This is a genomic window from Mycobacteroides franklinii (genome assembly GCF_002013895.1).
Taxonomy (GTDB): Bacteria; Actinomycetota; Actinomycetes; order Mycobacteriales; family Mycobacteriaceae; genus Mycobacterium; species Mycobacterium franklinii.
The window spans coordinates 368,617-389,895 of sequence record NZ_MAFQ01000001.1 but is presented as its reverse complement, the minus strand read 5'-3'; the positions used below and the strand labels follow the sequence as shown (position 1 = coordinate 389,895).

21 protein-coding genes are annotated in these 21,279 nt (G+C 63.4%); 6 read left to right on the top strand and 15 right to left on the bottom strand.

The window, feature by feature from the left end:
- Positions 1-102: 102 nt before the first annotated feature.
- On the bottom strand, positions 103-669 hold the full coding sequence (locus tag B4393_RS02135; protein ID WP_078332727.1) for a YdcF family protein: 567 nt from the start codon (positions 667-669) through the stop codon (positions 103-105).
- A 157-nt stretch (positions 670-826) separates the two neighbouring features.
- Here B4393_RS02135 and B4393_RS02130 point away from each other — a divergent pair, with 157 nt between their 5' ends.
- A complete protein-coding gene (locus tag B4393_RS02130; RefSeq protein ID WP_078332726.1) occupies positions 827-2,167 on the top strand; it encodes a cytochrome P450 in 1,341 nt (446 codons plus the stop codon).
- A gap of 6 nt (positions 2,168-2,173) precedes the next feature.
- Here the strand turns inward: B4393_RS02130 and B4393_RS27420 are convergent, their stop codons facing one another.
- The 3 genes from B4393_RS27420 to B4393_RS02115 are packed head-to-tail and all read right to left on the bottom strand — an operon-like array spanning position 2,174 to position 4,694.
- On the bottom strand, positions 2,174-2,749 hold the full coding sequence (locus B4393_RS27420; protein ID WP_078332725.1) for an HD domain-containing protein: 576 nt from the start codon (positions 2,747-2,749) through the stop codon (positions 2,174-2,176).
- Positions 2,746-4,305 carry a cytochrome P450 gene (locus B4393_RS02120; protein WP_078332724.1) on the bottom strand — a complete coding sequence of 520 codons (1,560 nt, stop codon included), beginning with the start codon at positions 4,303-4,305 and terminating at the stop codon, positions 2,746-2,748. The genes B4393_RS27420 and B4393_RS02120 overlap by 4 nt, the downstream gene beginning before the upstream one ends.
- 2 nt (positions 4,306-4,307) lie before the next feature.
- Positions 4,308-4,694 carry a hypothetical protein gene (locus B4393_RS02115; RefSeq protein ID WP_078332993.1) on the bottom strand — a complete coding sequence of 129 codons (387 nt, stop codon included), beginning with the start codon at positions 4,692-4,694 and terminating at the stop codon, positions 4,308-4,310.
- A gap of 156 nt (positions 4,695-4,850) precedes the next feature.
- Here B4393_RS02115 and B4393_RS02110 point away from each other — a divergent pair, with 156 nt between their 5' ends.
- A complete protein-coding gene (locus B4393_RS02110) occupies positions 4,851-5,528 on the top strand; it encodes a TetR family transcriptional regulator (RefSeq protein ID WP_078278689.1) in 678 nt (225 codons plus the stop codon).
- Here B4393_RS02110 and B4393_RS02105 read toward each other — a convergent pair.
- On the bottom strand, positions 5,470-5,832 hold the full coding sequence (locus B4393_RS02105; RefSeq protein WP_236743093.1) for a VanZ family protein: 363 nt from the start codon (positions 5,830-5,832) through the stop codon (positions 5,470-5,472). The genes B4393_RS02110 and B4393_RS02105 overlap by 59 nt on opposite strands.
- A 20-nt stretch (positions 5,833-5,852) precedes the next feature.
- Here B4393_RS02105 and B4393_RS02100 point away from each other — a divergent pair, with 20 nt between their 5' ends.
- Positions 5,853-7,136: an acyl-CoA dehydrogenase family protein gene (locus B4393_RS02100; RefSeq protein WP_078332722.1), complete on the top strand. Its 1,284-nt coding sequence runs from the start codon at positions 5,853-5,855 to the stop codon at positions 7,134-7,136.
- A gap of 5 nt (positions 7,137-7,141) precedes the next feature.
- Here B4393_RS02100 and B4393_RS02095 read toward each other — a convergent pair whose 3' ends face one another.
- The gene (locus tag B4393_RS02095) at positions 7,142-9,766 is read right to left on the bottom strand and encodes an AAA family ATPase (protein ID WP_078332721.1); all 2,625 of its coding nucleotides are present in this window, start codon (positions 9,764-9,766) and stop codon (positions 7,142-7,144) included.
- Positions 9,763-10,947, bottom strand: a complete 1,185-nt coding sequence (locus B4393_RS02090) for a metallophosphoesterase family protein (RefSeq protein ID WP_078332720.1) — start codon at positions 10,945-10,947, stop codon at positions 9,763-9,765. Before B4393_RS02090 ends, B4393_RS02095 begins: the two co-directional genes overlap by 4 nt.
- A 132-nt stretch (positions 10,948-11,079) precedes the next feature.
- On the opposite strand from B4393_RS02090, the gene B4393_RS02085 reads away from it, so the two are divergent.
- A complete protein-coding gene (locus tag B4393_RS02085; RefSeq protein WP_070935863.1) occupies positions 11,080-11,592 on the top strand; it encodes a SixA phosphatase family protein in 513 nt (170 codons plus the stop codon).
- 11 nt (positions 11,593-11,603) lie between these two features.
- On the opposite strand, the gene B4393_RS02080 is transcribed toward B4393_RS02085, so the two are convergent.
- Genes B4393_RS02080 through B4393_RS02070 form a run of 3 tightly spaced genes read right to left on the bottom strand, consistent with a single transcriptional unit; the run spans position 11,604 to position 13,239 of the window.
- Positions 11,604-12,122, bottom strand: coding sequence for a DUF3558 family protein (locus tag B4393_RS02080; protein WP_078332719.1), 519 nt, complete (start codon positions 12,120-12,122; stop codon positions 11,604-11,606).
- Between the two features lie 32 nt (positions 12,123-12,154).
- On the bottom strand, positions 12,155-12,712 hold the full coding sequence (locus B4393_RS02075; RefSeq protein WP_078278703.1) for a DUF3558 domain-containing protein: 558 nt from the start codon (positions 12,710-12,712) through the stop codon (positions 12,155-12,157).
- Positions 12,709-13,239, bottom strand: coding sequence for a DUF3558 domain-containing protein (locus B4393_RS02070; protein ID WP_206676405.1), 531 nt, complete (start codon positions 13,237-13,239; stop codon positions 12,709-12,711). The genes B4393_RS02075 and B4393_RS02070 overlap by 4 nt, the downstream gene beginning before the upstream one ends.
- A 153-nt stretch (positions 13,240-13,392) precedes the next feature.
- Between B4393_RS02070 and B4393_RS02065 the strand changes: the two genes are divergently transcribed.
- Positions 13,393-15,114 (top strand): ABC transporter ATP-binding protein, encoded by a 1,722-nt coding sequence (locus B4393_RS02065; protein ID WP_191987140.1) that lies wholly within the window; start codon positions 13,393-13,395, stop codon positions 15,112-15,114.
- Complete coding sequence (locus tag B4393_RS02060) at positions 15,111-17,006, top strand: ABC transporter ATP-binding protein (protein WP_078332716.1); 1,896 nt, start codon at positions 15,111-15,113, stop codon at positions 17,004-17,006. Before B4393_RS02065 ends, B4393_RS02060 begins: the two co-directional genes overlap by 4 nt.
- Here the strand turns inward: B4393_RS02060 and B4393_RS02055 are convergent.
- The 5 genes from B4393_RS02055 to B4393_RS02035 form a co-directional block, all read right to left on the bottom strand.
- Positions 17,003-17,527, bottom strand: coding sequence for a hypothetical protein (locus B4393_RS02055; RefSeq protein WP_078332715.1), 525 nt, complete (start codon positions 17,525-17,527; stop codon positions 17,003-17,005). The two genes, B4393_RS02060 and B4393_RS02055, sit on opposite strands and share 4 nt — an antisense overlap.
- An 84-nt stretch (positions 17,528-17,611) precedes the next feature.
- Positions 17,612-17,818 carry a hypothetical protein gene (locus B4393_RS02050; protein WP_078278713.1) on the bottom strand — a complete coding sequence of 69 codons (207 nt, stop codon included), beginning with the start codon at positions 17,816-17,818 and terminating at the stop codon, positions 17,612-17,614.
- 29 nt (positions 17,819-17,847) lie between these two features.
- Complete coding sequence (locus B4393_RS02045) at positions 17,848-18,885, bottom strand: mechanosensitive ion channel family protein (protein WP_078332714.1); 1,038 nt, start codon at positions 18,883-18,885, stop codon at positions 17,848-17,850.
- Between the two features lie 202 nt (positions 18,886-19,087).
- Positions 19,088-20,032, bottom strand: a complete 945-nt coding sequence (locus B4393_RS02040; RefSeq protein ID WP_078332713.1) for an alpha/beta hydrolase — start codon at positions 20,030-20,032, stop codon at positions 19,088-19,090.
- The gene (locus B4393_RS02035; protein WP_078332992.1) at positions 20,025-21,275 is read right to left on the bottom strand and encodes an MFS transporter; all 1,251 of its coding nucleotides are present in this window, start codon (positions 21,273-21,275) and stop codon (positions 20,025-20,027) included. The genes B4393_RS02040 and B4393_RS02035 overlap by 8 nt, the downstream gene beginning before the upstream one ends.
- Positions 21,276-21,279 lie beyond the last annotated feature (4 nt).

Below are 21,279 nucleotides of genomic sequence, written 5' to 3'. Positions count from 1 at the left end.
CAGCGGCGCACACCGATGAGCGCCTTGGTCGGTTAACCGACAATTCTGCCGGGTTCATTCCCTTCAGGCGAACTGTGGTCGTCCCGTAGTTGTCAGCAGTTGTCAGCGGAACGGGCTGATGATGTCGCGCATGAGCTGACCGATGTTGGTGGGCGCATCCCCGTCGGGGAAGCTCGCGGTAGCCAGCACGTTGCCGCCCGCGTCGGTGAAGTTCCGATCGGCACGCTGCTGGTGGGTCGAATTCGTCACCAGGATGATGCCCGACGCGCCAGCCTGTTTAGCCAGCGGCACCGAGAACTGCGCGTTCTGCACTGTGCTGTTCGCCCGCGGCTCCACGATGATCCGGTCGGACGGATAGCCAAGGCCGACAAGCATATTGCGCATCTGCTCGGCCTCGGACACACCGTTCTGCGGATTACCGCCGGTCACGATGATGAACGAGTTCGGGAACATGTTGGCGATCGCCCTGCCGGTTGCCACGCGCTGATAGAGCTTGTCGCGCATCGAGCCGTCGGGCTTGAGGCCGTATCCGAGGATGACAATTGCCGGCTTCGAGAAGTCCTTGCCCACCGCCAGGGGTTCGGCGGTGGTGGTCGCGGGCGCACACAGCGCGAGGACAGCACTGACGACCACGGCGGTCATCCAACGTGTGATCAACGCGTCCTCCAAGACCTCAGTGATTTCTGGGACGAACGAGATACATGGTGCCAGAGTTACCCCTGTCAAGTCGACCCGCCGGTGAAATCTCTCGCGATTTCCGCTGGTGTGACCGAGATGACAGATGTACGCTGTGTTATCAGACACATGTCTACTAACCCGCAACGCCGTGGAGGGTCGCGTGACCGAGACCTCAACCATCGACCGAGCAGCCGACACTCCCGAACCCGTCGCTCCCCCGGTCGTGGCACTTCCCAAGCTGGCCCAAGGCATCGCCTTTGTGGCCTCGCGCCGCTGGACTACGAGCCGGCTGGCGAAGAAGTACGGGAAGGTCTACACCATCAACATTCCCAAGTTCGGGTACACGGTGGTCGTGGCGGACCCGGACCTCGCCCGGCAAGTATTCACCACCAGCACCGAGGTGCTGGGCAATATCCAGCCCAATCTGAGCCAGCAGCTCGGGCCCGGGTCGGTCTTCGCACTGGAGCGCAACGAACACCGGCATCGCCGTAAACTGCTCGCGCCAAAGTTCCACGGCAAGGCCATGGTTCAGTACGAGCAGATCATCGAGGAAGAGACGTTGCGTGAGTGCGCGTCATGGCCCGAGGATCAGCAGTTCGAAACCATGGAACCGATGATGCGGATCACGCTCAACGCGATCCTGCGTGCGGTCTTCGGCGCCGACGGGGCCGAGCTGGACGTGCTGCGCGAACTGATCCCACCGTGGGTGGTGTTGGCCTCCAGCATGACCCGGTTGCCACAACCCAAGCGCGACTATGGCCGGTTCAGCCCGTGGGGCATTCTCAAGGCCAAGCGCGCACGCTACGACAAGGTGATCGAGGTTCTCATCGATAAGGCCCTTGCCGCACCGGATTTCGAGGACCGTACCGACATCCTCGCCCTGCTCCTGCGCTCCACCTATGACGACGGCACCACCATGTCGCGCAGCGATGTCTCCGATGAACTACTCACCCTGTTGGCGGCCGGCCACGAAACCACAGCGACCACCCTGGCGTGGGCCTTCGAACGCATCACTCGCAACCCGCGGGTGCTGTCGCGCCTGTCCGACGAAGCCCAGACCGAAAGCAACGAATACCGCCAAGCGACAATCCTTGAGGTACAACGCAGTCGGCCGGTCATCGACTTCGCGGGTCGGCATGTGCTGGCTCCGTATGTCGATATCGGGCCCTATCGCATCCCGCAGGGCCGCTCCCTCGTGGTGAGCATCAATCTGATGCACGATGATCCCGTCGCCTATCCCCACCCCGAACGCTTCGATCCCGAACGGTTCATGGGTACCAAGCCAGGCAACTCCTGGGTTCCGTACGGCGGAGGCACCCGGCGCTGCGTAGGGGCGGCTTTCGCCAATATGGAGATGGACATCGTGCTGCGGACCGTGTTGCGGCACTTCATCATTGAAACGACATCGGCCCCCAACGAGAAGTGGCACTCACGCGGAGTCGCGTCCTGCCCGAAGGACAACGGACGCATCACGATACGACGGCGCTGATACTCCTCAAGCCAGTCTGCGTAGCTCCGCTTCAACATTGCGCCGAGCGGCTGCTTCCCATCGCGCCCGGCCGACCTCGGTGTGAAAGAGTTCGGTCTTCTCGAGAAGCGCGCGCAGCACCCGTGCGCGCTCGCGGCGGAACACCTGGTCCGGTATCGACGCGTACTCCTCGCGGACCGCATCCACGTACCGTGAATAACGTTCCGCAGCGGAACCGAGTACGGACAGATCGGCATCGCTGAGCACGGCGCCGTTCGTATCGTGCGGTTCGACGCGATGTGTCTCGGTGAGTATCACCAGGCGCGCCACTTCATCACCGATATTGGGAGGCAACAGCTTCCGGGCCAAATCTGCAGATTGACGCTCATTGTCCGCTCGGCCAATGTCATACACCGCATCGTGGAACCAGGCGGCCAGTTCGACTGCGTCGCGATTGAAGACCGCGCCGTCCTGCGCCAGCAGTTCCACGGCGTCGAGTACCTCACGCAGGTGGACGACATCGTGATGACGGCGATGCGGCTCGGACCATCGACGCAATAGATCCGAACGCAAGTCGTCGGTGAGTACCGTCGTCGTGGTCACGGATGCCGCTTACGCAAGCGCATGAGAATCTCCCCTTCCGGACCACCGGTAAACGTCACCTCGCGGCGCGGCTTCTGCCCCGGCACCAGATCCAATTCGTACTGCTGCGCCAGCGAGGCGATCCCGATGATGGCCTCCAGATTCGCAAACCCCGAAGCGATGCACATCCGCTTGCCCGCGCCAAATGGCATGTGCGCCTTGCGCTGTTCGGATTCGAGGTTCTCCTTGAGGAACCGTGCCGGGTCGAAGGTCCTGGCGTTCTCCCACACCCGATCGTTGTGGTGGATGCTGTCGATGAGAACCGTTACCGTCGTCCCCGCTGGTATCGGATAGTCCCCGAGCACATCGTCGGCCTTCGCGGCGCGCGCGAGACCGAGGATCGGCGGGTATACGCGCATGGCCTCGTTCAGCACGGCGGCGGTCCATGGTAGATCGTCGACATCGGCGGCTGTCGGGAGCCGCCCGCCCAACACACGGTCGACCTCCTCACCCAGTTTTTCCCGAGCATCGGCGTTGCGGGACAACAAGTACCAGGTCCATGCGAGTGCCGCGGCGGTCGTCTCGAAGCCGGCACCCAGAAAGGTCATCAACTCATCCCGGATTTCCAGATCCGTGTACTTGGCACCGGTTTCCGGATCTTCAGCTGCCATCAACAAAGCCAGCAGATTGTCCTGCCTGGAGATCCGGCCGCTGCGGTGGTCGGCGATGAGTTGGTCGATGGTGCGCTCTACCCAGCGCAGGCCCTTCATGGTCCGCGGCGCAACCACCGACGCTCCGATACGCAGTGCCTTTATGGCTAATCTCGGTGTGTGTGACGATAATTCATCTGGCCCATGGGTGGCGAGCTTGTCCACCACCCAGCGCAGCGGCGGCGCGGCTCCCGCGATGTAGCCGACTCCGAAGAGCTTCAGCAAGCGCGCGAAATTCACGCGCATCCGCTCTGCCATATCGCCGGACAGATCGATACCGAACATCGTCTGCGCAACGATATCCATGGTCAGATAATTCATCTCGGCGGTGACATCGACGTGATCGCCTTGCGCGTACAGCTCGTCCCAGCGGGCCAGCGTGCGCGCGGCCGCCTCGGCCATCTGGGGCGCGAAGAGATCGACTTGCCGCTTGGCGAAGATCGGCTGCACCAACCGGCGGTTGCGATTCCACAGTCCCTCATTGAGATCGGTTACCAGCCCGCGACCGAAACCCACTGCCAGTAGGTCATATTCGGCGCTCTTGATGTAGTTGTCCTGGTTGGCGACCAGCACATGGCGGGCCAATTCCGGATTGCGGACGATCACCGTCTTTCGCATGGGCGCCCGCGCGACGATAATGTCGTCCTGGCCCGGTAGATCGGCGAGGTACTCCGAGATGGTGTGACGGTATGTCGACCAGACCGCGCCGAGCGCCAGCCGCCACGACTTGAGGTATCCGACGCGGGTGTGGTGCCACCGCAGGAAGGTGGGCCCGCCCGGGTATAGATCATGGTTGACCGGGCATCCGCCGGTCGCCGTAGCGACAGACGTCTGAACGGGTTCGGGCTGCAACGCTGGAGCCGACACGTTCAGACTCTTTCTTGCTCGGTGGCGTTCTCGTGCGCTTCGGACTCTGATCCGGAAGTCACCTCTTCGGCCACGACATCGACCTCGTCATCAGCGGTGTCATTGTCGCCGGCCACCCTGTCGAGGTCGACGAGTTCGCCGGCTTCGTCGTCGTCGGCAGCATCCTCGGCCTCGTCGGTATCTTCCGCCGCATCCCATCGTTCGTGGTCGGCACGCGCCCTCTTACTGGCCTCGGCGATTTCGAACCCGTCAGCCACGACACCGCTCACCTCGCGTGCAACTTCTCCGACCGTCCTGGTGATGATGCGGATGATCCGGCCGACACGCGTACCGACCGACTCCACGACTTCCTGGACGACGTTTACGTTGCGCTCAACAGGTCCCACCATGCTGCACTGTCCTTCCGGATTCAGTAACCAAATAGTGAACAATTGTGCACTGGACCCAGTCTGCGCAACGTAGATGAACCTGTCAATACCAGACATCAACGCGGTTTCGAACGAAACAAGGTCAAACAGTAGGAGTACGCCCGTACACTGATTGACATGCGACATAGTCGTGCCGAGAAGAAATTGCACACCCGCCGCGCATTGCTCGACGGGACCTTGGATCTACTCAAGGTGCGCGGCTTCGCAACGGTGAGCCTGCGTGAAGTGGCCAGGTCCGCGGGTTTGGTTCCCACCGCGTTCTATCGACACTTCGAATCGATGGAAGACCTGGGCACCGTTCTTGCTGAGGAGAGTGTTCGTGCGCTTCGCGATACCTTTCGTCAAGCCCGGCGCGAGGCTGGCAGTGACAACCCCGCCAAGATTCTCGGTCTCATGGTCGACCGGGTGAGCGAGCACGCGAACAACTTCCGGTTTCTGGTACGTGAACGTCATGGCGGCTCGCCTCAGATCCGGCGTGCCATCAACAACGAGATGCGAATGCTCACCAACGACGTGGTGGTGGAGCTCGCACGCAATCCCGCGACAAATCACCACTCCACCGAGGATCTTGAGATCGCGGCGGACCTCATCGCCGGCTCGATCCTCAACACCATCGGCATGCTGGTGGACACCGATCACCCCACCGACGCGGACGCGAACGGCGCCCTGAATCGCGCGCTGCGTCAGCTAGAGCTGGTCACCAGCGGGCTGGCTCACTCCCGCACCGTGATGACTGTCATTGCGGAGCCCGCCGAGGCCCGCGGCGAATCTTCCGCCACAACAGCAGCCCCGTAAGTAGGCCGATCGCATCGGCCAGGAGGTCCAGCAGGCTCCCGTCGCGGCGCGGAATCCACAGTGCCTGAATCACCTCCGAAGATGCCGCGAACACCAGAACCCAAGTCAGCGTACGTTTCTCGTCGATCTTCGCGAAACGCGAGCACACCGCCAACATCGCGAATATCAGCACGTGCGCCACCTTGTCCGCCCCGGGAGGTCCCGACGGGACGGTGCCACCTGGGGTGAACAGGAGCAGGCAGGCCACCGCGAAGGCACCCAACAGGGTGAGCCGGCGAAGGTAGAGCGACCAGGACCGAACCATGCGAATCATCGTGACCCATATTGCCGCTTCGGTTCTGGGTGATTCAAAGCGATGCCGCCGCTGGGCATGCTGCGTACAACGAAGACATGACTTCCGCTCCGTCAGTCCTGGAAATCCGTGCACTGCCCGGCACCGAGACCTACCGGAATCTGCTGGCCCAAGTCGCCGAAGGTGCCCGGGATCGCGATCTGGACGACGAGAATCCCTTTGACCAGGTTCGGCTGCTCAAGGAGGCGGGAATCGGACGGCTCCGCATCCCCGTCGAGCTCGGCGGCGCGGGACTATCTGTGCGACAACTCTTTTCCACCATCATCGATGTCGCGCAGGCTGACCCCATCGTCGCGCACATCTTCCGCACTCACTTCTGGTTCGTCGAGGAAAGACTGCGCACCCTCGCTGATCCCACCTCGGCCGCCTGGCTGACCAAGGTGAACGAGGGCAATCTGTTCGCCAACGCGTTCAGCGAGAAGGGCTCCCTCGCGGTGGGCAGCCTGGTGTTCAACACCCGGCTGCTGCCGGTCGGCGACGGATACCGGTTGAACGGCGAGAAGTTCTACAGCACCGGAACATTGTTCGCGGACTATCTGACGGTCACCGCCACCACCGACCGCGACTCGGTGGCATCGGTCATCGTCCCGGGTGACCGCGACGGGGTACGGCTGGTGGATGACTGGGATGGCTTCGGCCAGCGGCGCACCGGAACCGGCACCACGATCTTCACCCAAGTCGACGTGGCCGCCGACGAGATTCTTTCCGAAACGCCATATGACACCGCCCCTGTGCCCACCACGCAGTACGCGTCGCTGCAGCTGTACATCCTGGCGATCGTCGCCGGCGTGCTGCGCTCGGTGGTGGACGACGGTGCAGCGCTGTTGCGTTCCCGTCAGCGCAACTTCAGCCACGCTCTCACCGAGCGCCCGGTGGACGATCCGCTGCTGCAGCGCACCCTCGGCGAGCTGAGCGCGACCGCCTTTGCCGCGGAGGCCGCCGTTCTCGCTGCGGCCGATGCCATCGATGCCGCTACCGCATCCCTGCGCGACGGCGTACCCGATGCGCAGCTGGCCGAGGAGGCGCAGCTCGCCGTCGCCAAGGCCAAGGTGCATATCGATGCCGTCGCACTCGACGCCGCCACCAAGCTGCTGGATCTAGGCGGAGCCAGCGCGTCGAGCCGCAGCCGCAACCTGGACCGGCACTGGCGCAATGTCCGCACCATCAGCCTGCACAATCCGGTGCACTACAAGGCCCGGGTGATCGGACAGAACCTGCTGCACGGCACGCCGCTTCCCGCGAACGCCTACTTCTGAGTCACTCAGGCCGACAAGCTGATTCGCTGCGCGCCGGTGACCGCGTGGTACCGGTCGGGGCTGCAGGTCAGCACGATCACCTGCGCCTCGGTGCCCACCGCACCGAACACCTCTCCCATGCGCTCCAACCTGTCGCTATCGGTGAACCCCAACGCGTCGTCGATGATGACGGGCACTGCGTCCTCAGGTGCCACCAATGCGGCACTGGCCAGCCGTGCCACGATGCCAAGCTGCTCCTTGGCGCCACCCGATAGTGACTCGTAGGGCACCGTCCTGCCCTCCAAGGTCCGGCTGCGGATACTCAGATCACTATCGATGTCCACTTCGAAGGTGGGCCCGAAGACCATGCGGCCCAACCGTTCCAGCTCCGCACGGAACGGATCGACATAACGCAACCGCATACCGTCGCGGTGCCGCATCATCACCGATCGCAGCGTGTCGACGGCCCGCGCCTTCGCGCCGATTCGGGTGAATTCCGTTGCCGCATATTCGCGCTCGGAAGCGGCGGCGTCCAGCTGATCCTGACGCCCCTGCCTGCCGAACACCTCCAGACGCACCGAGATATCGCGCAGCTGATCGCGCGTCGACTCGTGTCGCTGATCCAATGCCTGGGCCAGCGCGGAAACCTCGGCAAGTTCGGTGCGCACCCTGTCGGCCTCCAGCGCCGCCAACTGACTCACGAGATCGGTGACACGCCGGGCGGTCAAGTCCGCCGCCTGGACCGCCCGGTCATGGCGCTCGGTCAGCAGATCATCGGAAGCCGAGGACCGCACATGCGCAAGACGCTGCTCGGCAGCCACTAATTCCTCCGCGCGCGCGGCCCGCTTTTCCCGCACCGCCATGGCCTCGGCGGCCTTCTCGGTGAGCCGCTGACCGGCGGCCTGGACCGCCCGGCGGTGGGCGACCTCCTCGGCCTGCATACGCTCCACCTCACCAACCAGCCGGGCGACCTCGGCGCGAGCCTGCGTCGGGTCGATCGCATCCCACAAACCGGTGGCCTCCGGTACCAACTCACGCAACCGGCTCAGCTTGTCGCGCAGGGCGTCAAGGTGCTCCGAACCCATCAGACCATCGAGCAGCGCGGTCAATCGGTCGCGTTCGGCATTCAGCTCGGTACGCCGTTCGAACTGCTTCTGTGCCTGCCCGACATCGGCGACACCGGCATCGGCCAGTGCGCCCGCCAGCGTTTCACGGGCGGTGTCGAGGTTCTCGCGCAGCTGAGCTGCGTTGGACCCCGGGATGATTCGGGCGACTGCCACGCCGGGAACGGTGAGCTCGATGGTGTCCGTGGCGGCACTCGCCCACTCTTGTCCCGCCTCGACCCGCAGCCGCTCGCCGTTCGCGATGATCTCCACATCGGCGAGCGCGCGTACCTCGACCTGCGCCGAGGCGGTCTCCAATGCCGCCTCTGCCATGCCGACGGCGCGCGCAGCGGTCTCGATCGCGCTCAGTGTCTGCGCGGTGATGACCAGCGCCGCAAGCTCCGCGCCGACCGAGGCCAACTGCCGGGTGGTGAGGTCGATACGCGACACTCTGGCCGCCAACCCGTCCACCTCGTCCCGGGCCAGTGCGCGCTCCAACGTGCCGCGCGCCGTCTCCAGCTGCACGCGGGTGCCGTCGACCACCTCCGTCGCCTGAGCCGCCGCGGCCTGGGCGGTTTCACACGCGTGCTGCGCCATACCGTGCGCCTCTGCCGTGGCGGCGACCTGCTCGGCGAGACCTTCGATGGACGTCCGGCGGGCCTGGATATCGGCGACCAGCTGGACCCGCTCTTCACGTTTCGCCTGGGCTGCCACCGTCGCTGCCTGCGCGGCCTCCGCCACCACGACGGCATTATCGCGCTGCTGCACGAGAGTCGAAACAGCCTGGGAGGCTTGTTCCAACGGAGCCAGTCGACGACTTATCTCGGCACGATCGGCGATGACGGACGCCAGCTCCCGGGTCAGCTCGTCGTGCTCACGGACCTGCTGATCGACCTCTACCATGGCCGCGCGGGCAACGGCAAGAGCGTCCTCGGCCGCGGTCAAACGCGCACCGGCCTTGGCCCATTCACCGGTAGGCCGCCCCGTCCCGGTGAAGTACAACGCGTACTCGGCATCGATTCGCTCGACCAGATCGGGCTCGCTGCCCGACAGCGCAACCGATTGTCCCGCAGCCAAATCCAGAGCACGGGTGAGCGCATCACTTGCCGACAGATCGAGCACACCTGCCCCCGCCGACTGTAGAACCCGTTGTGCCTTCCACAGATTCATGTCGATGGACTCATCCAGCATGTCCAGAACCCGCTGATGTGCCTCATCGCCGGAGAGCTGTTCACGTCGCGGTTCGACGACCGTCAGATGCGTCTCGGCGCGCTTGTGGAAACGCTTGCGATACACAAAGCGATATGGGCCACAGCTGATCTCGGCCTCAATCTCGGAACCGACGTCGGCGAAGGTGGGTTTGACCTGCTTGACGTCCTTCTTGGTGGAGCGATCCTTGGATTCGATCAGCAGATCAAGCGCTTCGATCATCGACGTCTTGCCGATCTCGTTGGCGCCACTCACCACCACCACGCCACGATCAGGAAAGGTGATGTCGCGGTGCGTGATTCCGCGATAATTGGTGACCGAGAGCCGATGCAGCTTCACGCCGCCGCCCCTCTTTTCTTCGCACCGCCCTTCGCAGCGCTACCAAGCCCCCCACCAGACGTGAGGCGCAGCAACAACGACAACGCACCCTGAGCATCAGCGGAGGATGCTCCACCGTCGGCCGCCATCTCCTTCAATTCGGCGATCGCCGATTCGGCGAAACCGCCGACACCGAGATCGCTGAACTCGCCGTCGGCCGGCACCACCGCGATATCGGTGTGCCGCTCCCAGGTCCGCACGCTCGCGAAAAGCCGGGTGTACTTGTCCAGGCACTCTTCGAGTTCGGCGTTATCGGTCACGCTGAGCGTGCCGGTCAGCGCCAGGCGCACCACCGTGCGCTCCTTGTCGGGGAACAGTTCGAGGTTCAGCCCCAGATCGGCGATATCCCGCGCGTTGTCCACCGACCGTCGCAGCGTCACGAACCGCCATCTACCCACGTGATGGGCATCCACCCGCACCGCACCCGATTCGTCCAGATCGACCACCAGCGCATGCCCCGAATCGGATTCGACGTCGTCGTAGTTGGTGACCTCGGGGGCACCCGAATACCAGACCCGCCCGCTGGAACCCACCTGGGTTCGGGAGTGCTTGTCCCCCAGCGCCACGTAGTGGACCGCGCCACGATCGATGGCGTCCTCGACCGCCTTCAACGCGATGAGCGCGGGTTTCGTCGGATCGGGGTCGAGAATGTCGATGCCGCCATGGGCCACCACGACGCGCCGGGTGCCATCAGCGGGTAAGCCGTCCAACTGTTCGGCAACCAGATCGTGTGTCGGGGCCTTCGATCGCCACGGCACCGCCACCAGCTCAACGCCGGGAGCCACCTGGTGAACACCGGCACGATCCAGCACATGGACGTTCGCGGGCTTCTCCGCCAGGAACAATTCACTGGTGTAGACCGAGGCGGCATCCAGCGGATCATGATTGCCGGGAAGCAGATAGATGTCCACCCCGACGCCACGCATGACCTCCAGCGCCTGGCTGATGACCCGTGGCGCCAGCTGATTGGACTCAAAGACGTCCCCGCACACCACCATGAAGCCGCACCCTTGCGCCACAGCAACCTCGCCGAGGGAGGCAATAGCCTCACGACGCGCGGCTGAATACTGCGGCTGCGCCTCGCCGGCAAGGAAATGCCGAGTCATGCCGAGCTGCCAGTCAGCGGTGTGCAGGAACTTCACGAACGAAGTCTATTGCCGTCGACCGACAAGCCCGGGGATGCCGCGCCTGACCCGTAGGCCCGGCCCGGAGGTCTATCCACAGCTCTGGCATTTGCCCGGCACTCGTCGCGTAGCCCGGCTACGGTACGAAACATGCCGGATGACGCCAAACGCGCCCTGATCCTGATGCGCCACGCGAAGTCGGCCTATCCACCCGGAGTCGACGACCACGAGCGTCCGCTGAACCTGCGTGGCACCCGACAGGCCACCCAGGCCGGAACTTGGCTGCAAGACAACTTCAATCGGATTGACGCGGTGCTGTGTTCCACCGCAACACGGACCCGCGCGACGCTTACTCAGACCGGGGTACACAGCCAACTCGTCAGGTTCAGCGACAAGCTCTACGACTCGACGCCGGGCATCACTCTCGGTGAGATCAACGCGGTCCCGGATTCGGCGATCACCGTGCTGGTCGTCGGGCATGAGCCCACCACATCGCAGCTGGCGCTCGCGCTCGCCAATGCCGGCACCAGTAGCGCGGAGGCCGCGAACCGCATCTCCACCAAGTTTCCGACGTCGGCGATCGCGGTGCTGACGACGCGCTCACCGTGGTCACGGCTCGAGCTGGGCGGGGCCTCGCTCACCACGTTCCACGTGCCGCGCTGACGAACCGTCTCTCAGACCTTCTCCGCCACCTGCGAGGAGAGCTTCATCGCGCAGTGACACGCGGCCGACGAGGTGCCGTGGCCGGCGCCGAGCAGCGTGACCGCCAATTCGAAGAACTGGTCGTCTCCGTACTCCAGGGCCGTGACGCACATCCCGTACGTCGAACTGATGAATCCGTTCTTCCCCCCGGCAGAAAAGTCCCTGACCTCGTCGCGTGTTCGTTCCTCGCCCTCCCGCTCGCGGCCGATCGGGCTGCCGCGGTACCAGGACAGGGTGACGTTCGGGAGCGCGCCCCAATATCCGTTCGGGGACCAGGTGCATCCCGCCGGAGTCTTCGCGATCAGCTTGAGGTCGGCACGGTGCAGCACTGCCGCGACGTCGGGAGTGGTCAGGCTGCCGCACTCGGAATAGCCGGGGCCGACCCTGACGTCATGCGAGGAGGACGCGTCGTGCCCGTCAAGTTCACCGTGGCCGCCAGAGCAGCCCGCACAGAACAGGATTCCCAGAGCCAGCACGGCACACAGGAACATCCCAGTGAGACGGCACGAGCGAACACGACGTGTCAGATGTTGACTGACAGCGTCATTTCCATCAATTTGATTGCCTGCGTGCATGAGTCTCCGCCTCGGCCCTGCGGGTTGACCCACCATCCAACAACACCTGCAGCGTCGCTGGCAACTCCACACGCACCCGGTTGGTCCGGCGGCCTCATCACAATCGACGGGATTCCCTGGATCGCCCGTTCCTGGACGTTGTACTTCAGGCTGTTCGCTGTGGCCTTCTCGGCGTCGAGGCTGCCGGTCTCGAACCAGAACCGGGTGATGTCGACCAGACCACCACTCTTGCTCATGGCCTGCCACCGGCACAGGGCTCCCACGAAGGTGCTCTGAATATCCCGCGGATCCGCGTCGACGGATTTGGCCAGCACATCCGTGGTGAGGACTTCGCATTCCTTGAGCAGGTTGGGGTACTTCTGCTCGGCGTTGGGGCCCTCCGCCGAGTCACCCTTGCCGGGCATGACGGCCTCGCCGTCGACCGTACCGCCGCAGCCGGCGGACCCGAATGCGACGAGCGCGATGCAGGCCGCCGCGAACAGTGACTTCGTCTTCCGATACATCATTTCTTGGCCGCCTTGATGGACGTCTCGGTCAGCTGCTTGGCCACGTCACAGGAGTCCGGAGCGCCTGTCCCCGGCTCAAAGTTGATGGACCATTCGATGAAGTCGTTTCCAAAATCCATGCCGATCTCACAGAGAGTGGTCACGGTGCCCGGGTAGCCGTTGGTGGCGATGAATCCCTTGTACCCGGCGATCTCGATGTCCTCCACGCTCGGGCGCGTCCGCTCTTCGGTCGCACGCTCGCGACCGATGGGGCTGCCTCGATACCAGTTGAAGGAGAAGTGCGGTCCCACGATGCTCCCGCCACGCAGCCAGACGCAGCCGACGGAGTTCTTGGCGGTGCCCACCAGGCCCACGACCTTGGTCATCTGCATCATCGCCTGATCGCTGATGCCGCCGCACTCGGTAAACATCGGACCGTCGACGCCCTTGGACTTGGTCTGCGCCGGTGCCGTCGCATTCGGAGCGGTGCCATTGGGCTGATCGGACTTGTCACCACCCGAACAGCCGGTCAACACGAGCGCAACCATCACCAATGCGACAGCACACTTGCCCCACACGCCGCGCGAACCTAAGCCCAACCTCACATGTGCACTGTAGCGGCACAAACCGGAGTCAACCACTGAGCTGCAGGTTTGTCGCAGGGAGCGTGTGCGACAGTGGTGCCCATGCCTCAGGGTCAGTTGCGGGCCCTCCTGCCGTGTTACGTGCGCCCGTACCGCAGCCTGGTCGCGGTGGTCGTCTCGCTGCAGATCATCAGCACGCTGGCCTCGTTGTATCTCCCCACGGTCAACGCGGCCATCATCGACGACGGGGTGGCGCACGGCGATACGCACATCATCATGCGGCTCGGCACGGTGATGCTCGGCGTCACGCTGGTGCAGATCGCCTGCTCGATCGGTGCGGTGTACTTCGGATCCAGGACCGGCATGGGCTTCGGCCGCGATATGCGGTCGGCGCTTTTCCATCACATCACCGGGTTCTCGGCCGAGGAGTCCGCGCGGTTCGGCGCACCGACACTGTTGACGCGCACCACCAACGACGTTCAGCAGCTGCAGCTGCTGGTCCAGGTGACCTGCACCATGCTGGTGACGGCCCCGATCATGTGCATCGGCGGAATCGCCATGGCGATTCACCAGAACGCGGGACTGTCCTGGCTGCTCATGGTGAGCATGCCGGCACTCGCGGTGGCCAACTGGTACATCGTGCGATCGATGCTGCCGATCTTTCGCCGCATGCAAGGCCTGATCGACGGCATCAACCGGGTAATGCGAGAACAACTGTCCGGTATTCGAGTCATCCGCGCATTCGCCCGGGAAGCCGTGGAGCGTAACCGGTTTAGCGGGGCCGTGGCCGAGGTATCGGAAGCTGCACTGGCCGCGGGTCGCTGGCAGGCCCTGATGCTTCCTGCCACCTCGCTGGTCATCAACACTTCCAGTGTCGCGTTGATCTGGTTCGGCGGGTTGCGTATCGACCAGGGACAGATGCAGGTGGGATCGCTGGTGGCCTTCCTGTCTTACTTCTTGCAGATCCTCATGTCGATGATGATGCTCACGATGCTGGCCGTCATGGTGCCGCGAGCCACTGCCTGCGCCGAACGGATCACCGAAGTGTTCGATACGACGGGATCCATAACCGCACCGCCGGACCCGGTTCCTGTCGGGGCCTTGAATCCGACCGTCGAGTTCACCGACGCCGGGTTCCGTTATTCAGGCGCCGAACGCGCCGTGTTGGAAGGGGTCTCGTTCACCGCACGGCCGGGGACGGTCACCGCCGTCGTCGGCGCCACCGGATGCGGCAAGAGCACGCTGCTGAGCTTGATTCCCCGTTTGCACGACGTCACCGCCGGGGCGGTGCATGTCGGAGGTAACGATGTTCGACGCTATGACCCCGAAGACCTCTGGAAGGTAATGGGTTTGGTTCCACAACGCGGATACCTGTTCTCCGGAACGGTGGGAAGCAATCTGCGTTACGGCAAGTCAGACGCCACCGAGGACGAGATGTGGGAGGCGCTCCGGGTGGCGCAGGCGGCGGACTTCGTTCGTGCGCATGCCGCCGGACTACAGATGCCGGTCTCGCAGGGCGGCATCAACTTCTCGGGCGGGCAGCGTCAGCGCATCGCGATTGCCCGCGCCGTGATTCGTCGCCCGAGTGTCTACCTGTTCGATGACGCGTTCTCTGCGCTGGATGTGGGCACCGATGCGCGCCTGCGCGAGGCGCTACGCGTAGTCGCCGCGCAGGCCACGGTGATCGTGGTGGCACAACGGATCTCGACGGTGGCGGACGCCGACCAGATCATAGTGCTGGAAGACGGCCGGGTCGCCGCGGCGGGCACCCACGCCGAGTTGGTGGAGTGTTGCGGGACCTACCGGGAAATCTGTGATTCCCAGGCGGTGTTGGCATGACCCGCGCGATTGGTTTTCGGGGCGTACAAACGGGACCGGCAGAACGTTCCCGCGACTTCCGCGGCACCGCGATACGCATGGTGAAGCGTCTTGCCCCGCAACGTCTTCTGACCGCCACGGTAATTACCCTGTCGATGACCGGTATCGCGATCGGGGTGATCGGCCCACGGATCTTGGGGCATGCCACCGACCTGTTGTTCAACGGGGTGGTCGGGCGAGAGCTGCCCGCGGGCCAAAGCAAGGAACAGGCGATCGAGGCCGCCCGCGCGCGGGGGGACGGCCAGTTCGCCCAGATGCTTTCCGGCATGAATGTCACACCCGGGGAAGGTGTCGACTTCCACGCGATCGGTACGACGTTGGCGTTGGCCCTGAGCTTGTACCTGACCGCCGGATTCCTGGCCTGGGTACAGGCGCGACTGCTCAACATCACCGTGCAGCGCACCGTGGTTGCACTGCGCACGGATGTTGAAGACAAACTGCATCGACTTCCATTGTCGTACTTCGATTCCCGTCAGCGTGGGGAGATTCTCAGCCGGGTAACCAATGATGTCGACAACATCCAGACATCGCTGCAGATGAGCATCAACCAACTGCTGAGTTCGGCATTGACGTTGCTCGCCGTGCTTTTGATGATGCTCAGCATTTCGCCGCTGCTGGCACTGATCGCACTGACGACGGTGCCCCTGTCGCTGTGGGTGACGCGCGCGATCGCCCGCCGATCGCAAGGGCTGTTTGTGGCGCAATGGGCCAACACCGGGAAGCTCAACGCGCATATCGAAGAGACGTATAGCGGTTTCACCATCGTCAAGACCTACGGGCATCGCGCGGAGGCAGAGGCCATCTTCGCCGACAGGAATGCCAAGGTCTATAGCAGCGCATTTGGCGCGCAGTTCTTCTCGGGCCTGGTCTCACCGGCAACAGCGTTCATCGGCAACCTGAGCTACGTGGCGGTGGCGGTGGTCGGCGGCCTCAAGGTCGCCTCGGGAGATCTGACGCTGGGCAGTATCCAGGCATTCAGTCAATATGTGCGGCAATTCAACCAGCCATTGACGCAGGTGGCGGCGATGTACAACACCTTACAGTCCGGACTCGCCAGCGCCGAAAGGGTTTTCGAGCTGCTGGACGCCGATGAGGAAGAGCCGGATCCATCGGTCCCGGCCACGGTTCCCGCCGGGACCCCGGGTGTCGAATTCGAGGACATCACCTTCGGCTACTCCCCCGACGCCCCGGTGATCGAGGGGCTCTCACTGCGCGTCGAACCGGGGCATACGGTCGCGATCGTCGGGCCCACCGGGGCGGGCAAGACAACCCTGGTGAACCTGCTGATGCGTTTCTACGACGTCGATTCCGGGCGGATACTGCTTGATGGGGTTGATATCTCGACGATGAGCCGAGACGATCTGCGATCGCGGATCGGCATGGTGTTGCAGGACACCTGGCTCTTCGGCGGCACCATCGCCGAGAACATCGCCTATGGGCGTCCCGACGCATCCGAAGACGAGATTCTTGAGGCGGCGCGTGCCGCATACGTGGACCGATTCGTGCGAACACTTCCCGACGGATACGACACCACGATCACCGACGACGGCGGGAACATCAGCGCCGGCGAGAAGCAGCTGATCACCATTGCGCGCGCCTTCCTGGCACGCCCGCAGCTGCTGATCCTTGACGAGGCGACAAGTTCTGTCGATACCCGCACCGAGCTGCGTATCCAGCGGGCCATGGCCGAGCTGCGCAGGGACCGGACGAGTTTCATTATCGCCCATCGTCTTTCCACCATTCGGGACGCGGATCGTATCGTGGTGATGGACGGTGGCAGCGTCGTCGAGAGCGGGACGCACTCGGAACTAGTGGCCCGTCGCGGCGCCTACTTCGCGATGACGCAGGCCTAGAACTGCGGACCCTCTGTTCGCAGGTCCCGAACTTCGGTCATCGCGGCACGTAGTTTGTCCAGCCATTCCTCAGCGTGTTCGCCCACCAGACGGACCGCCCATGCCAGCGCGTCGGAGCGCGATCGGGCGACACCGGCCTCGACCAAGGTGTCGAGTACCTGCCGTTCCGGTTGACGCAATCTGGTCATCACCGGAACTGCGATGTGCGTGAACAGGACTCGCTCAGGTTCTTCGGCAGTGCCAATATCGACACCCCAGGAAACCTTGCGCCCGTAGCGGGCCTGCGCCTCGTCGGCGATGCGCATTCGGTGAGAGCGAGTCTCTTCCCGAAAACGAGAGGCCCGGCCCGCCGCGCGGGCTTCGCTCTCCTTGTCGCCCTCGTCGGCCGACAGCCGGCCAATCACCGTGATCTCTTCGCGGTCGACGACGACTTCGGGGTCGCCACCGAACCACCCGTCGGGCAGGCGCCCGGCGAACCAATCCGCAGCGTCGGAGGCGTCGGCTTGTTGATCTCGTTTCATGATTACAAAATTACATGCTTACAAATGGCCGGGTGTTCGCCTGTAGCGAACAACGACAGGGGCGCGTGAAGCCGGGAAGCTATCTCAACTGCGGCGCATGACGATCGCGGCACCGCCCGCGATCACAATGACCGCCGTAAGAACGAGCGCCCAGCCCAGACCTGCGATCCACCACACCGCTCCGAGGACCGCCAACACCGGGGCCGCCAAGAACAGCGCCATCCCCGGGTGCTGCCGGATAACAGCCAGCGCGGCATTTGCCCGCTGCTTGTCGATTTCCTTACCAGCCATGTCACCAGCGTACTGCGCGCCGACGGGAGTCACCGGCCCGCTTTTTCGAGAGTCTCTACAGCTCCGCGCGCCAATCCATCCAGGTGGAGCGGGCGGATGCCGTTCTCGTCGAACGCGACGAGAATGCGGCGGCGCAACTCACGTTCCACGGCCCATTGCGCGTTGGCGCGGACGGCCACCGTCAACCGCAGACTGATGGCGTCTGCGGTAATGCCGTCCACCCCCAACATCTCAGGAGCCCCGATCACCTGATGACGCAGCACGTCACCCTCGACGGCCTCCTGCGCGGTCTCGAGTGCCACCCTGCAGGCGAGCTCGACGTCGGCGCTGTAGGCGACGGGCACCTGCAGGAATGCCACCGCATAGTCCTGGCTGAAATTGCCCACCCGGGCAATCCCGCCGTTGCGCACGTACCAGAGGGTCCCGTGCAGATCGCGCACCGTGGTGATGCGCAGGCCGACACTCTCGACCGTACCCACCGCGTCTCCGACGTCGACCACGTCGCCCACACCGTATTGGTCCTCGAACAGCATGAAGATTCCAGTGATGAAGTCTCGCACCAGGTTCTGTGCGCCAAACCCGAGCGCGACACCGACGATCCCCGCGGATGCGATGAAGGGGGCCACATTCACTCCCAGGATCGCGAGCGATTGCAGGGTCACCCAGACAAGCACGAGGAAGGAGACAGCCGATTTGAGAACGGACCCGAGGGTCTGCGCACGCTGCGCCCGTCGTTTGCGTCGGCGCGCGTCGCGGACCGGATCCTGCGCGCGTCCGCGCAGCGTGCGCATCGTTGAAGGCCGTCGATCGGCCTCGTCGGGAGGCGCCTGCTCGCCCAGATCCTTCGCCCGGCGCAGGAAGTTCCACCACTGGCGTTTGGGACGTTCCCCGGGGTCCGTACGCTTTGCACCCTGCACCAGGCTATCGATGGCCCGGTGCAACACATATCGAACCGCGAGCGCCAAAACCACGTAGATGGCGATGTCGACCGGCCTATGAATCAGCCAATCCCGGCCGGACTCTGACAGTTGAATCGCAAGGTCTGACACCTCCCCGAGGGTACCCATTTACCACGACCATGCGAGCCGGCAAACGCACGTCGGGCCGTTCCCGTGGTGCGAAAACTATTTGCCCCCTGAGCAATTCGATACGAACGTACAACCGGCTCCAAAAGCCTTACAGCAAAGGCGAATAGAGCAGGCCCGGCCGGCGACGGATGTTCTTACCCAGGTCAATTATGGCGGCGACGCAGCGAAGGCGAGGTGACCCCTACAACGCGGCTTTGCAGGCGTCCAACGAAAGTAGGAATTCCTCTTTCGCCGCCGCGACGACGCTGGCGAAATCAAGGTAGCCGTGCACTAGGGTGGCGGCGTTGCGCAGCTGGACCGGCACCCCTGCATCCGCGAGCAGTGACGCGTACATCGTGCCGTCGTCTCGAAGCGGGTCGTGTTGCGCGGTGGCGATGTATGCCGGCGGTAGACCCGCAAGGTCCCCATTGACCGGCGCAACAGTGAAGGGCAGTGCCGCCGGGTCGGCGGTTTCGGACAACTCACCGAGATACGCCTCGCCAAAGATTCTCATGATGTCCCGGGACAGGACCGGACCGTCACAATTCTCGGCGACCGACGGCAAGGTGAGGTCGCTGGTGGTGCACGGATACCAGAGCAATTGAAACTTTAGATGTGGGCCACTGCGGGACTTCGCTAGCTGGGCAACCACGGTCGCGAGGTTGCCGCCGGCAGAATCGCCGGCTACCGCGATCCTCGCCGGATCAGCTCCCAACTCCGCGGCATGCTCTGCCACCCAGGTCAACGCAACAAAGGCATCGTCGACAGCGGCTGGATAGGGATTTTCGGGGGCCAGGCGGTAATCCACGGACAGCACCACTGCTTCGATGTGTGCGCATATCGACCGCGCGACCCAATCGTGAGAATCGATGCCGCCCAGTGCAAAACCGCCACCGTGGTAATAGACGACAAGCGGGAGTTCTCCGGCGTCTTCGAAGCCCACCGGCCAGTAGATGCGCGCCGCAACGGAGGGCGCATCGGTAGCCGGAATCACGATGTCCTTCACACGGCCGATCGTTGGCACGTTGTCGGTGGGTGCGCGCCGACGGGACTCACGTACCAGGGGCAAATCCTCGGGCCGATTGAGCTGCTCCGTGGGGATCGCCTCGAGGACTGACATCAGGACAGGATCAACGGGGCTAGTCATGACTTCCTACTTTCGTATGTGCATCGGCGCGTGTTGTATCGCGGACGGTGAGCGCCAGCAAGAAACCGAGCACCATCAGTACGCCGATGTACACCAGTAGGCCGTCCCATCCCACGTCCGTGAGCACCCGGCTACCGATCAGTCCCAACATCGCGCTCCCGGTGAAGCTGGATGCGAGGAAAAGCGCCGATGCCTGAGCTCTACCTTTATGCGCGATCGTCGCCGACAGGCTCGTGAGACACGTGTACCCCGCAAACCCTCCCCCGGTGACAAGCGCCGCTCCAAGCACAATGATCCACACCACGGGAACGGCTAGCAGCGCTACTCCGGCCAGCATCAAGACAACAGCCAGAAGTAGAGTGTTCCTGATTCCGATTCGCGCGGCCAATGTGCCCGAGGCCTTCGCGGTAAAAACACCAAATAGGATAACTAGGAAAAATGTGCCGTACACGCTTGGAGATACGTTAAACGGTGGCGATTCAACCCTAAAAGGTAAGGCATTAAATATCGAAATGATCGCGCCCATGAAGCAGAACACCAGCAGGTAGACAACCAGCATCCGAGGGTTTGAAAGGTGAGAAAGAAAAAGTTTAGATTCCCGGACGTACGGAACCTTGCTTGGCACGAAGAATTTTGAACGTGGAAGCGCGAGAGCAGAAATAATGATTACCACAAGTACGAGTACGACCAGCCCCCCGAGCGCCAATCTCCATGAACCTGTGCCGCCAACGATCCAGGCCGGCAACATTTGACCCAATAGTGACCCTAGAGCGTTTCCTGCCGCGTATACGCCCATCGCGGGGGTGACAGCCTGGGGCTCAAACTCTTCTCCTATGTATGCCATCAAGATGGCAGAAACGCCCGCCAGCAGGGCGCCCTGGAGCCCTCTTAGTAAGACTATTTCAGTAAGGTCATTACAGAACACCAGAAGCAGACAGATCAACGTCGCGAGTGTAGATGAAGTTAATAAGATACTTCGCCTGCCATAGCGTTCAGATAACAGGCTGATCGGAATCAGCCCGACGGCGAAGCCGGCGAATGCCGCCAGGAAAATAAGCTGGCTGTCGCCCGGAGAGATATGCAGCCCCTGCGCGACCTGCGGAAGAATTCCCTGAAGGCAATACAACTGTCCGGGGCCGATCATTGCGGCGAGGAGCAGACCAACCGCCGCGATCCGAAACTCTCGGGACTTGGCATGGATTCTGTGTGCGGCGCCATCATGCAGCGGTTCAGCGGTGGGCATCAAA